Raw genomic sequence first — 12933 nt, 5'->3', positions numbered from 1 at the left:
CGACCAGGCGCAGCCGTCCGCTGATCCGCGCTCGGCGGCTCGCCGCACCCATCACTGGCTCCATCACCCTCACCTCACTCCAACCGGGACCGGCCGAACGCCGACTCGCCGAACCGGGCCCCGGTGCTCAGCTCGTCCCGCGTGCCCGCCGACGCGCGCTGGCGCGGCGGCCGGATCCACGGCAGCCGCACCCGGCTGCGCTGAGGCTGCCGCTCGATGAACGGCCGCAGCTCCAGCCGCGACCGCACGCCGGCCGCCCGCAGCTCGGAGACGTCCGAGGCCAGCGCCGCGACGACCTCGTCCTCAGAGGCGCGCAGCGAGACCGGCAGCGCCACGATCCCGTGCGGCACCACGACGGTGAACGCCGCGGGTTCGTGCTCGGTCCACGTGAGCGACACCGTCGCCCGCGGGCCGCCGGGGAAGAGCGCGTGGTCGAACGCGGTCTCGTCGAGCACCGCCTCCCGCAGCGTCTCGTCGGCCATCTGCAGGTAGGTCGCGTCGAGCCCCGGCGTGCCGTAGACCGCGCCGGAGGCGTACGTCCACTCGTTGGCGCCCCGGTTCTGGAGCGGCAGCAGCGGCCCCGGCCGGTCGGGGCCGCCCGGCCCCTCGCCGTCCAGATGGAACGGCACCCCGAGCCGGAAGCCGCTGAGGCTGAACACCCGGTCGGTCACGTCGTGCACCCCGGACCCGGTGTCGAGAACCGCCCGGGCCGCCCTCGCGTCCTCGCCGCCCTCCTGGTCGCCATCGCCCTCACCCCCGTTGCCGGAGGCGTCGCCGGAGCCGTCGCCGGAGGCGGGGCCGATGGTCAGCCGGGCGCCGACGGGCAGCACGCCGGCATAGCCGACGGCGTGCCCGGTGGTCAGATTGGCGATCAGCGGGATCGCGGTCGACCCGCCTGAGCGGCCGACGACGGTCACCGTCACCGGGGCCGGGTCGAGGCCGGCGTTGGAGTCGGTCCAGCGGAAGAGGTACGGCACCGCTCCGCCGCGCTCCTCCAGCGCCCGGCTGCGCACCCTGCGGGACGGGTTCTCCACCAGCCGCAGCGGCACCCAGTGCGGACGCCCGGGATCATCGGCATAGGCGCGATCGACGGCGCCCTCCTCGCCGGCACCGTTCTCGTCAACACGGGGCAGGCCTGGCACGAGCACCGCGCCGAGATCCTCCTCGATCCGGCTCACCAGGGTGAAGACGAGCTCGCGGATCGCCGCCGGCCCCACCGACCCCCTGAGCCGCGCGGCCACCAGCGCCGCCACCCGGTCGTGGAACAGCGCCAGGGTCTCCCACGGCAGGCGCCGTGCCCCCACCAGCGCGGCCAGCCGGTCGAGGTCGCTCACGCGGTAGGCGAGGTCGAACCAGTGCGTGCGCTGCATGCGGTACAGGTCCTCGGCGTACGCGTCGAGCTCCAGTGCCAGGGCGTCGAGCATCTGGTGGAGCACACTGCCCGGCTCCACCGTGTACGGCGGCGGCAGCACGTCGAGGATCCGGTCCAGGGCGCCCATTCAGATCACGTCCACGCCGGTGACGGTGAAGGTCTGGCCGGCCGCCGCGGTGAACGTCTCTCCGCCCTCCGCGACCTGGACGAACGTGTCACCGGCCCGGAACGTGACGATCAGGCCGAGCGGGTCCAGGGCGTACGCCGCGTCATTGCGCAGAGCGGCCAGCAGCGCCTGCGCGGTGACCGTCGTGCCGGGGGTCAGCGCCGCCACGTAGGCGGTGAGGCGGGCGGTGACGCCCGAGGTCAGCGTCTGCGGGTCGGTGTCAGGGCCGCCCGGCCGCACCTGTGCGTGCACCTCGACCGGCAGCGCGGCCGTCGTGGCGGTGGCCGGCGCGTCGAAGACGTCCACGTCGAACGTGATGTCCTGCGCGGCCAGCCGGACGGCCTGACCGGGCGCCGGCTGCACGTCTCCGGCCGGGTCAGGGGCGGACGGGTCGAGCAGGGTGAGGTGAACCTGCGCGTCGACGATCCGCTCCCCGTCGACCAGGGCGGCCTGCAACGCACCGGTGCGGAGCCGCTGCCCGACCTGGGCGCGGCCGACGAGGGCGACGAGCGTGTCGCGCGCCGCCGCGCGCAGCCGCTCCCGCTCCGCGCCGGGCAGCGATCCGCCGACGAACACGAGCCCGACGCGGGCGGCCAGCGCGAGGTCCGCGGCCTGCTCGACGCGGACCCTGATGCCGGCCGGGCGCAGCTCCTCGATCCGGTCGGTCACCTCGGCGGGGATCTGCGCGGCCGGGGTCTGCAGGCTCACCGCGACCGCGAGTTCGCCGGGCACGTCGTCGGGGCGTTCCACGATGTTGACCGCGCGCACCGACGGCAGGGCCAGCAGCCCGTTGACCAGCGCGGGCAGCGTGCCCTTGGCGGCGCTGACCAGCGCGACCCGCACCCTGGCGCGCAGCTCGACGTCGGTCTCGTCCGCGCCGGCCGTGGTCGTCGGGCGTTCGTTGGTCACCCGGTCGATCCCGGCGATGGCGCGCTGCACCGAGGTCAGCGCGCCGGCCTCCGCCACCGGAGTGGCGGCGGTCGCGCCGCGCACGGCCACCTCGGCGGTGCTCTCCCCGGCGAGCATCGTCCGGGTCTCAGCGGTCTCGTAGCGCATGGTGTCGGCGGCGTCCGCCACCGGTGTGCCCGCGGGGATGGTGACCTCGCCGCCGGCGCCGGGGCGCCGGGTGAACCGCACGGTGCCCACCGGGCGGCCCGCGCGGAACCGCTGGAAACCCAGCAGCGCTACCACCCGGTCGAGCGAAGAGCCGGTCGCGCTCTCCAGATATGCCGCCTCGTAGGCCGCGTTCAGCTGCGCGTACGAGGTCGCGATCTCGCGCGCGACCGCCTCGACGAGGGTCCGCGCCACGCTGCCCACGGCCACGTCCCTGATCGGCGTCGGGTCGGCCGTCCGCGGGTAGTAGTTGACGACGATGTCGGTGCCGGGCGCGGGCATCCGTCCGGTGCCGAGGAAACGCAGCACCGAGCCGTCGTCGGCGTCCTCGCCGGGCAGCACCTCGTAGTCGTCCAGCCCGAACACGACCGGCACCGGATCGGCGCCGGCGTCGCCCGCGACCAAGCCCGACACCTGTGACACCCGCGCGACCGGACGCCGCTGGAGATGGACGTCGGGCAGCGCGCCGCCGTCGTCGTAGTCCGCCGGGTGCGCCTCGGCCGCGACACCGCCGGTCAGCGTCGTGAGGATGTCACGGACCACGTCGGGGTAGGTGCGGTCGACGAAGCTCATGGCGCCAGCTCCAGGGTCAGCGCGAGGGGCTCGCCGCCGCCCACGGGAACGGCGGCGAACGCGATGCGGATGACGTCCGGCCGGGCGGCGTCGGTCTCGACGACCAGGCTCTCCAACGCCGCGACCCGAGGCTCGGCCGCCAGCGCCTCGAGCACGTACAGCCGCGCCAGTGCCCGGGCCGCCGCGTCGTCGCGGCGCCCGACCAGCTCGCCGAGCCGGCTGCCGTACGCCACGTGCCCGAGCGGGGCGAGGCTGCCGCGTGGTGTGATCAGGCGCAGGATCAGGGCCTGCGCGAGGTTCTCCCGGTCGGTGACGACGGCCAGGCCCGGCTCGCCGGAGGTGCGCGGACCGGTCGGGCGGGACGCGATCGCCAGATCGAGGGCTCCCCACGAGTGGGCCTCGTCCAGCGGCGACCCGCCCGCCGCGCCGGTGAAGCGGGTCAGGGCCAGGTCGGCGCCGAGCGGCACAGTGGTCACCTCAGCCCCCCACCAGCACGGTGCCGGCCGCCACGATCGAGCCGACGGGAGCGTCCGCCGGGTCGTTGCAGGTGAGAACCGTGTCGCCGTTGCGGGCCAGTCCCTTGCCCTCGACGAGCACGGTCGCGCTCCCCATCTGCACGGTGCCGCGACCCGCCGGCGGTTTCTGGAAACTCGTGCCGGGCGGGGTCGGCACGTGCCCGGCGGTGTGGTCGGCGGTGGAGCCGACGACCGCCGCGGCCTTGCCCTCGATCAGCACCGAGCCGGCGAGACCGCCGGTCAGCCGGCCGGCGAACGGGTGCGGGAGCGGGGTGGGCACGAGCGAGGGACCCGCGGGCACCATGACGATATGGGTATCGGTCCCGACCACCTGGTCGTCCGCCTTCGCCGCCGGCTGGCCCACGAGACACCCCCCAATCGAGTCGCCGAATACGGATTGCCGAATACGGATTTCTAGTTGAGCTTGATCGTCTGACCCGTGACCTTGACCTCGGAGGAGCCGGCGATCTCCACCGTCTCGCCCTTGAGCGTGAGCTTCCCGGCCGCCTCGACCGTCACGTCGCCGGCCTGCTCGATGCGCACCACGGCGTCGCCGGCCTTGATCTCGGCCGTCGCGTCGTCGCCGGACGAGGCGGTGAGCGTGATCGTCGCCCTGCCCACGACGAGCTCGACCTTCTCCTCCTGGACGGTGACCAGCACCTCGACGTCCCCTGCCAGGCGCAGTGCCACCGAGCGTTCGTCCGCCGTCCGCATGATGATCTCGAGGCGCTTGGTCTCGTCGGGCTCCGAGCGCGGAAGCCACGCGACGACCTGGCCCGGCTCGCTCACCGGTGCGGCGACCCGCTCGTCGTAGACGCAGCCCGCGATGGCCGGAGCGTGCAGGTCGCCGCCGGCGAAGAGCACCAGCACCAGATCGCCCTCGGAGGGGGGCGCGGCGAACCCGAGCGTGCCGACCGCGATCGGCACGTGCGGCAGCACGACCCCGCTCTCGCGCAACCGCACCGTGCACGAGAGTTCGGGGGCCGCCTCGGAGCCGGTGTGCACCGACGTCACGAGGCCGAGCGCCGGCCAGGCGGCGCGCCCGTTCTCGGCTCGGGCGATCCGCCGGATCGAGTCGACCATCTCATGCACGCTCGGCGCACCTCCCTCGGGTCACATACCTGTGAGCAGCCCGGCCGCCGCACCGGCGGCCGCTGCGAGTGGATCGAGCGCCGGCCCGCCGCGCACGAGGCGCGCCGTCGTGACCGCACCGCGCGCGCTGATGCGGTGGGTCACCCGATCAAGCCAGTACGGCCCCCCTCCCGGAGGATCCGGAAGGGGCGGATCGGGCAGATCCGCGATCTGGATCACGCTGCCGGGCCGCAGTGACGGCTGGAGCCAGGCGGTGAGCCGCGCGGTGTCTCGTCCCGCCACGTAACGCCGGCGGGCGGCGGCCCCCGCCGTGGCCGCGGCCGTCGTCGTGCGCAGCGCCGGAGCGAAGCCCCACCGGTGGACGCCGTCCGGGCCGGCCGGCCGGTTGCCCGCGAAGAAGTCCGAGGTCGGGCGCAGCGCCTCGGGCACGCCGCCGTCCCCCGCGCCGGCCTCGCCCGCCACGGTGAACGCCTCGACCTCGCTCGACCGCGCGACCTGGGTGTGGCTCAGGACCTCGCGGCCGTACCGCAGCGCGGTCTGCGGCTCGGTCGCACCGATCACCGTCGCGACCAGACTGCCACCGGCGTCCGCGTAGGCCGTCGCCCCGGACCAGGCGGCCAGCCGGGCGACATGCTCCAGTGCGGTACGAGAGGGGTCCGCGGCGTACCAGGCCAGGCCGACACCGTCTGCCACGTCGCCGGTGGGCACTCCCGCGTCGCCCGCGAGGGCCCGGATCACCGTGCCCGCGTCGGTCTTCTCGTACGTGGTGGCCGGGCGGGAACGAGCCAGCGCACCGGCCGCGTCGAGCACGGTCACCGTGATCGCGTGGAGCCCGCGCCGCACCGCCGTGACGGTGCCGCGCATGACGTCCGCGCCGTCGATCGTGACGGTGGCGCTGTCGGACGGCACCGCCGAGACCGCGGCCGCGGGAGGCAGCCGTACCGTCGCGACGCCGACGAGCGGGGCCGAGGCGAGGGCGATCTCGACCGTGAGCAACTGGCCGGTCCAGCGCTGGGCGCCGAGCGTCACCTCGCAGACCGGCACCGGAATCCTCGTGCTCGCCGCCATGACCCTCCTAACCGAAGATCTCTTTGAGCCGGTCGAGGACCGGCGTCGCTCCGCCACCGGCCTCGCCGGCCGCCTCGGCCGCGTCGGTCAGCGGCTGGAGGACGTTGGTGATGCCGCCGATGTCGCCCAGCGGTACGGCGGAGACGATGGCGTCGAGCGCCGAGTCGAGTGCGCCGGTCAGGTCTCCGGCCAGGTCGGAGATGTCGCCGAGCACGTCGTCGAGCCCGTCGAAACCGAGCTCGCCGAAGCCCTCCAGCCCGCCGAACGCGCCGACCTCGGCCGGCGCCGGCAGCGGCGGATCCTCCGCCACCACCACCGTGTAGGCGTACTGCCCGGCGCGGCCGACGACCTGCTCGGCCACGAACGACTCCACGACCACCTGCTGCAGCTCCAACGCGGTGACGATGTCGGCGGTGAAGGTCGTCTGGGCGCCGTCCTTCACCAGCGCCTGCAGTGCGGCGAGGTCGTCGGCAGCGGTGTCGCCGAGCAGCACGCCGCTCACGTGGACGCGATGCGAGCCGCGCCCCAGCCGCTGGTGCGGGGTGCCGTCGAGGCCGGGGACGCGCCATGCGATCAGCTCGGCGTCGGTCTCCTGCCGCATCCACTGGACGGCCGACAGCGTGACGTTCCCGATCATCGGGGTCGCGCCGGACGCCGGGTCCGCCACCTCACACCTCCTCGTCCAGGCCGAGGTCGGTGATCGCGTCGTTCAACCGCTCGGTGAGCGCGGCGATGATCTCGTCCAGGTCGTACCCGCCCACGGCGGGCAAGCCGGGCACGGCGGGGATCGCCGGGCCGGCGTTCGCGGGCGGCGCCACCTCCTGAGCCTGCGGCGGCGCGGGCCGGTTCATCGGCGGCATTGGCCCGGCGATCGGCGGCTCGGACCCGGCGATCGGCAGTGTCACCCGCCAGGCCATCGGTGGCGATGCCGGCCAGGTCGTCGTCGGCGTCGCAGGAGGGGGAGCCGGAGGCGGGGAAGTCGTCAGCGGCGTCGCCGGCGGACCCTTCGGCGAGTCCGCCGGGGCGGCTGATCCGCCCTCCGGAGAGACCCGGGCGGGAGCCCGTCGCCTCGCTTGCGGCACCGGTCGTACGGCATCGCGTTCCTGCCCGCCCGTCCCGGGGCCGACGGCCGACGCGTCGGGTGGTGACGGCGGCCGCCCGGGTCTGCGCAGGACGACCGGGCCGAGCGGTTCCCTCCGCGGTGGTGCGGTGGGATCGGCGGCGTGCGACGGAACACGCGCGGCGGCTGCCGGGGACGCCCGCCCGTCACCGGCCAGGAAGGGCAGGTCGCGGGCCGCTCCCGGATCGACGGCGATCCAGAACCCGGCCGGTGGCGCGGCTCCGCCGGATCCGGGAGGCGACTCGGTGCGCCGAGCGGCCACTGCGTCTTCGCCCACGTTCCCGTCCGTGGTCCCTTCCACGATTCCTCCTCCAGTTCCTTCCGCCGTTCCTCCGGCGGTCTCGTCCGCGGAATCGTCGGCGGCGTGCCCCGGGCCGGTGGAGCCGTTCGCGGCACTACCGTCCTGCGGGTCGGGGATCACGACGATGCGGGTGACGCCGTCGCCGGGGCCCGCCGTCCCATGGCCGGCGTCGCCGCCGCCATGCCGCGGAGCGGCGGCGGGCGCCACCTCGTGCAGCAGGTCCCGCCCGGTGCCCTCATCGCCGTCCGCCGTGGGGCCGTCCGCGAGCGGGCCGGCGAGCGACTCCACCTCCATGGCGGCAAGCTCGCCCAGCTCGGTCGGAGCGCAACCGGTGTGGCGGCACGCGGCGGCCGAGACCCGTCCCAGCAGGGCGGCGTCCAGCGGGCAGCCGGGCCGTGCCACCGGTCCGTCCAGGCCGTTCACCCAGCGGGCGAGGGCGACCAGGGCGGGCCACGCGTCCGCGGCCCCGTCGGGCTCCGCCGTGATGCGGCCGGTCACCAGGGCCGCGTCGACGTGTTGCGGTGCCACGGCGGCGTACCGGGCCAGCACGAGTTTCTCCCGCCAGCACAGCGGCCGCAGCTCATGCCGAACGCCGTCGATCCGCACCGACACCACGGCCGTGGCGAGATCGATGTCGAACGGCCACGACCGGTCACCGACGCGAACCGTCAGCGTCTCCGGATCGACCCGTGCGTTCCGCACTCGTCGCACCGGGTCACTCTTCGCGGACGCGGGTGGCCGAGAACGTGTACGTCGACTCGCCATGGGCCTGTGTCGCCAGGGCGAACGTCTTCTCCTCCATCACGCAGTCGTCGAACGTGACCGTACGCGCGGCGTCCCCGTGTCGCAGCGTGGCGCTGACCGCGAACGTCTCGCCAGAGGCGAGCAGTGCGTCGAGCGCCGGGCTGTCGGAGGCCACGCGGAGTTGCCCGGCCACGAGGCGCAGCCCGAAGTAGACGGCGACTCGCTCGTCGGTGCCGATCGCGCCGACATCGAACCGGTTGCGCACATGGCGGTACTCGATCGCCTGCAGGCCTTCGACGATCTCGCCGTTGACCCGGGCCTCCGACGCGAAGGCCGTGAAGATCTGCGTCATGGCGGCTGCCCCCTATCAGTTGCGGACGAGAATGGTCGCGTTGATGTAGTCGATGGCCCGGACCGGCCGGATGGCGACGTCGATCCGCACGATGCCCTGGCCGAAGTCGGCCTGGGTCGAGTGCACGTCGGCGGTGAACGCCGGGCTGGTCCCGTCGGTCGACGGGACCAGCGCCCCGTCCGCCGCCATCTGGAACAGACGCGCGCTGACCTGCTGCTTGAGCGCGTTGCGCGTGCCCTCGTCGTTGAGGAGCCCGATGTAGACGTCGGCGATCGCCTTGATGTCGCGTACCGCCTTGTCGGCGGTGCGCTGGACGTTGATCTGCCGGCCGGAGGTGAGCAGGCCCTTGACGCAGATGATCCCGAGGCCCCGGCGCTTGGTGATCGCCGCGATGTTCGCGCTGACCAGCTGCTCCAGCTGGGCGTCCGACCAGGCGCCCGGGGGGACGCCGAGGGCGGGAACGGTCTTGAACGTGGGTGAGTCGAAGAAGACCAGATGGGCGAGGAGCCCGGCGAAGGCGCCCTCGCCGCCCGCCGGCGCGACCAGGGCGAAATGGTCGCTGCGCACCTCGTCGGCGTGGTCGGCCATGGCCTTCGGACCGGTGGCGTACTCCGCGGCGGTGACCGAGCCGATGCCGATGCGGTTGCGCGCCAGGTCGGCCATCTTCGTACAGTGCGCGACGACCTGTTGGTGCACCGTACGGACCCCCGCGTCGTCCAGCTGGGCGCCGACGCTCGCGATCACGAGGTCGGGCTCCTCGGCGCTCTCGAGCCGGTCCAAGGCGTCCTGGTAGTCCGAAGCGAGCGGCGACGCGCCCCCGGTCAGCTTGGTGCGCCGGGGCAGCGCGGCCGGCATGGACGTGGTGCGGCTCGGCGTGAACAGGTCGGTCGCGCGGAGCAGCGCCGAGTCGCCGAGCACCGCGGGCAGGTAGCGCTCGTCATCGGGGTCCATGGTGAGGTCGCCGTACTCCTCGGCGTCCTGGCCGTCCGCCCGCACCTTGAGGTTGAGCACGGGGGTGGCGCTGTCGATGGTCGAGATCGAGCGGGTCACCGTCACGCCGAGGCTCGCGCCGACGCCGGCGAGGGCGTACAACTCGACGACGTCCTCGTCGCTGTCGCCCTTCAGCCGCAGCGCCGGGCCTTCGTCCCGTCCGCCGGTGAGGGGGGTGCCGTCGCCCGCGTCGGGCAGGGCCGTGGCCGCCGCGGCCTTGGCGAATCCGACCGCCGAGTCCTTGATCTTCGCGATGGCGTCCAGGTCGGCCAGGTCGGCGTAGCGGCGCGGCTCGGACCCCTCGGTCGACACGGTCACCGTCACGGTCCTGGCGAGTGGCGTGGCGGTGAGCGGCGCCGGCAGACCACCGCCCTCGATCACCTCGGCCACGATGTCGGGGTCGGACGCGAGCGAGGCGACGAGCTCCGCGACGTTCTTGACGTTGGCGGTCGTGCGCACCGTGCCGCCGGAGGGATTGACCGTCAGGTGCACGGTCTGGGCGTCGACGGTCTCGACGCCCACCTTGATGGCGGTGCCCCCCGTTCCGGGCGTCCTGGCCCGCACGATGGCCGTGGGCTTGCTCGCACCGTCGGTCAGCGTCAGTGAAGCGCGCCCGTCGGTGACCCGCACCGCGTGCCGGTTGCCCGCCCGGCCGCGACGACCGGCCGTCGCGGTGGCGACGGCCGCCTGGCCGTGCGTGAGCAGCGCCGACGCGGCGCGCGCACCGGAGCCGTCGAGGTCGGCCACCAGCGCCGACGGCAGCTCGGCCTCCATCAGCGGGTCGGTCGCGACGAGGATGCGCGATCTCTGGTTGATCTTGTCGAACAGGTAGTGGTCGCTCGCGGCGTCCATGACGAGGTTGTCGATGGTCTCGGCGACCTCGCCGTCCAGCGCCACCTCGAGGTTGACGTACTTGACGCCCTCACCGGAGAGCGTGCGGATCTGCGTGACCCGTACCGCGACCCGGTTGCCCCATGCGCCTTCGGCGCGTGCGCTCAGCCTGACGACGTTCTCGCCCTCGTCGTCCTTGAGCGTGAGCCCCGCCTTGGCGCCGGCTCCCGGGGCCGTGCGGGCCACCACGGCCCGTGCCACCCCGTTGGCGAAGGCGGCCCGCAGCTCGGGCATGGTGAACCGGCTCGCCGGTCCGAAGATCTCGGTGAACTCCGAGAAGCTGCCGACCGGGGTCGGATCGACCGGCCCCCGATCGGTCACGCCGACGGCGCCGAGGATGCCGGTCGCCCCCGCCAGCACGGGAGGCGGCTCGAAGACCGTGCGAACGCTCACACCAGGAATCACAGAAGCCATTGCGTCCCCCTCACCGGACAGCCCGCCGGCGCGGACTCGCGGAGACCCCCGTGATGTTTCGAGCCGTCGAAACAGTCGCCGCGTGCTTCACATTGAACGTGCGTGTGAGCGGCGTCAATCGCCGCATCCGGCCAACTGCGGTCGCCCTTCGCCGCGCTCCGGCGCCCGCACCGGCGTGACGGGGATGAACTCCCGGGTACGGCACCGCCACGATTCAGTAAGGTGCCTGAGGCATTTCGGATCCGCTGCAAGGGGTGACCGGGTTTGACCACGTCAACCGCGTCGGACGACAGATCCGCGATACGGCGGTGGCTGCTGGACGGGCTGCACCGTCCAGATCGCAAGACCACCGGTCCGGCGCACGAGGACGCCCCCCACAAGCAGCACTCGTGGTGGCAGGTGATGTGCCTCACCGGCGTCGACTATTTCTCCACGCTCGGTTACCAGCCCGGCATCGCCGCGCTCGCCGCCGGGGCGCTCAGCCCGATCGCGACGCTGCTGCTCGTGGCCCTGACCCTCTTCGGCGCCCTCCCGGTCTACCGCGCGGTCGCCCAGCAGAGCCCGCACGGCCTCGGGTCGCTGTCGATGCTGGAGGGACTGCTGCCCGGATGGCGCGGGAAGCTGCTGGTCCTGTTCCTGCTCGGCTTCGTCGCCACCGCCTTCATCGTGACCATCACGCTCTCGGCCGCCGACGCCACCGCCCACCTACTGCACAACCCGTTCTTCCCCGAGTTCCTGGGCGGCTGGCAGGTTCCGATCACGCTGATCCTCATCGCCGCGCTGGGCGCGGTGTTCCTGGTCGGGTTCAGCGAGGCGATCTCGATCGCGGTCGTTCTGGTGGGGGTCTACCTGGTGCTCAACGTCGTCGTGGTGGCGACCGCACTCGAGCACGCGCTCACCGAGCCGGGCCTGGTGGCCAACTGGCAGAACGCGCTCACGGTCGACTACTCCAGCCCGATCGCGATGATCGCGGTGTCGCTCTTCGTCATGCCGAAGCTCGCGCTCGGCCTGTCCGGATTCGAGACGGGCGTCGCGGTGATGCCCCTGGTCAAGGGCGATCTGGCGGCGCGCATCAGGGGAGCGAAGAAGCTCCTGACGACGGCGGCGCTGATCATGAGCGTCTTTCTCATCACCTCCAGCTTCGCCACCACGATCCTGATCCCGGAGAAGGAGTTCGAAGAGGGCGGAAAGGCCAACGGGCGTGCCCTCGCCTACATCGCCCATGAGTACCTCGGTGACTGGTTCGGCACCGCGTACGACGTGAGCACGATCGCGATCCTGTGGTTCGCCGGGGCGTCGGCGATGGCGGGCCTGCTCAACATCGTGCCGCGCTACCTCCCGCGGTACGGCATGGCGCCCGACTGGTCGCGTGCGACGCGGCCCATGACGCTGGTCTTCATCGGCGTCTCGTTCGCGATCACCCTGTTCTTCGGGGCGCAGGTCGAGGCGCAGGGCGGCGCCTACGCCACGGGCGTGCTGGCGCTGATCCTGTCGGCCGCCGTCGCCGTGACGCTGTCGGCCTGGAAGAGCGGGCGGCACAGGGGGGCGATCCCGTTCGGCGTCGTCGCGTTCATCCTGGGCTACGCGATGGTCGCGAACGTCATCGAGCGCCCCGACGGCCTGGTCATCGCGTTCATCTTCGTCATCGGGATCGTCTTGACCTCGCTGCTCTCCCGTGCCACCCGCTCGACCGAGCTGCGCATCACGCACATCACGATGGACGACAACGCCGCCGGCTATCTCGACGATCCGGGCGAGATCCGGTTCATCTCCAATGAGCCGGACGAACGTGACCGCGGGGAGTACGTCGACAAGGCGCGCGAGGCATGGGAGCTGCACCGGATCCGCAAGGACGAGCAGGTGCTGTTCCTCGAGGTGACGGTGCCCGACGCCTCGGAGTTCGAGGCTGAGCTCAAGGTCGTCGGCGAGGAGGCGCACGGGTTCCGGATCCTGCGGGTCGAGAGCCCGAGCATCCCGAACGCCATCGCCGCCATCCTGCTGCACGTGCGCGATGAGACCGGCAAGCTGCCCCACGTCTACTTCCACTGGGCCGAGGGCAATCCCGTCGGCGCGCTGCTCCGCTACCTGGTCTTCGGCGGCGGCGACATCCCGCCGCTGACCCGCGAGATCCTGCGGCAGGCCGAGCCGGACGTCGAACGCCGTCCGCTCGTCCACGTCGGCTGACTCGTCAGGGGCTCGTCAGGGGCTCGTCGGGGGCTCGT

Annotated in this window: 11 protein-coding genes; 1 reads left to right on the top strand and 10 read right to left on the bottom strand. The window is 73.3% G+C overall.

From position 1 onward, the window contains the following. Positions 1-74: 74 nt before the first annotated feature. Genes HKK72_RS18790 through HKK72_RS18745 form a run of 10 tightly spaced genes read right to left on the bottom strand, consistent with a single transcriptional unit; the run spans position 75 to position 10690 of the window. Complete coding sequence (locus HKK72_RS18790) at positions 75-1499, bottom strand: hypothetical protein (protein ID WP_187235687.1); 1425 nt, start codon at positions 1497-1499, stop codon at positions 75-77. Next, positions 1500-3224 carry a baseplate J/gp47 family protein gene (locus HKK72_RS18785; protein WP_187235686.1) on the bottom strand — a complete coding sequence of 575 codons (1725 nt, stop codon included), beginning with the start codon at positions 3222-3224 and terminating at the stop codon, positions 1500-1502. It lies immediately after the preceding gene. After that, positions 3221-3700, bottom strand: coding sequence for a hypothetical protein (locus tag HKK72_RS18780; RefSeq protein ID WP_187235685.1), 480 nt, complete (start codon positions 3698-3700; stop codon positions 3221-3223). Before HKK72_RS18780 ends, HKK72_RS18785 begins: the two co-directional genes overlap by 4 nt. A 1-nt stretch (position 3701) precedes the next feature. Beyond that, positions 3702-4103, bottom strand: a complete 402-nt coding sequence (locus HKK72_RS18775) for a PAAR domain-containing protein (RefSeq protein WP_187235684.1) — start codon at positions 4101-4103, stop codon at positions 3702-3704. Positions 4104-4153: 50 nt separating this feature from the next. Then, positions 4154-4822 (bottom strand): phage baseplate assembly protein V, encoded by a 669-nt coding sequence (locus HKK72_RS18770; protein ID WP_261986960.1) that lies wholly within the window; start codon positions 4820-4822, stop codon positions 4154-4156. 30 nt (positions 4823-4852) lie between these two features. Beyond that, complete coding sequence (locus HKK72_RS18765; protein WP_187235682.1) at positions 4853-5899, bottom strand: hypothetical protein; 1047 nt, start codon at positions 5897-5899, stop codon at positions 4853-4855. Between the two features lie 7 nt (positions 5900-5906). Continuing rightward, the gene (locus tag HKK72_RS18760) at positions 5907-6566 is read right to left on the bottom strand and encodes a hypothetical protein (protein WP_187235681.1); all 660 of its coding nucleotides are present in this window, start codon (positions 6564-6566) and stop codon (positions 5907-5909) included. Position 6567: 1 nt separating this feature from the next. Next, on the bottom strand, positions 6568-8031 hold the full coding sequence (locus HKK72_RS18755; RefSeq protein WP_187235680.1) for a hypothetical protein: 1464 nt from the start codon (positions 8029-8031) through the stop codon (positions 6568-6570). 4 nt (positions 8032-8035) lie between these two features. Then, entirely contained in the window at positions 8036-8416 is a 381-nt protein-coding gene (locus HKK72_RS18750; protein ID WP_187235679.1) for a hypothetical protein, read from the bottom strand. A 15-nt stretch (positions 8417-8431) separates the two neighbouring features. Then, positions 8432-10690, bottom strand: a complete 2259-nt coding sequence (locus tag HKK72_RS18745; protein WP_187235678.1) for a hypothetical protein — start codon at positions 10688-10690, stop codon at positions 8432-8434. Between the two features lie 285 nt (positions 10691-10975). Between HKK72_RS18745 and HKK72_RS18740 the strand changes: the two genes are divergently transcribed. Then, entirely contained in the window at positions 10976-12895 is a 1920-nt protein-coding gene (locus HKK72_RS18740) for an amino acid transporter (protein WP_187235677.1), read from the top strand. The last annotated feature ends 38 nt before the right edge of the window (positions 12896-12933 follow it).

The organism is Actinomadura sp. HBU206391, assembly GCF_014323665.1.
Classification (GTDB): domain Bacteria; phylum Actinomycetota; class Actinomycetes; order Streptosporangiales; family Streptosporangiaceae; genus Actinomadura_C.
The sequence above is the reverse complement of the archived record's forward strand: the minus strand, read 5'-3'. Positions and strand labels throughout refer to the sequence as shown.

What these genes read in the sequence shown, in the direction of transcription:
- HKK72_RS18750 (WP_187235679.1), bottom strand. Translation starts at nt 8,416, where the DNA reads ATGACGCAGATCTTCACGGCCTTCGCGTCGGAGGCCCGGGTCAACGGC.
- HKK72_RS18770 (WP_261986960.1), bottom strand. Translation starts at nt 4,822, where the DNA reads ATGGTCGACTCGATCCGGCGGATCGCCCGAGCCGAGAACGGGCGCGCC.
- HKK72_RS18785 (WP_187235686.1), bottom strand. Translation starts at nt 3,224, where the DNA reads ATGAGCTTCGTCGACCGCACCTACCCCGACGTGGTCCGTGACATCCTC.
- HKK72_RS18765 (WP_187235682.1), bottom strand. Translation starts at nt 5,899, where the DNA reads ATGGCGGCGAGCACGAGGATTCCGGTGCCGGTCTGCGAGGTGACGCTC.
- HKK72_RS18790 (WP_187235687.1), bottom strand. Translation starts at nt 1,499, where the DNA reads ATGGGCGCCCTGGACCGGATCCTCGACGTGCTGCCGCCGCCGTACACG.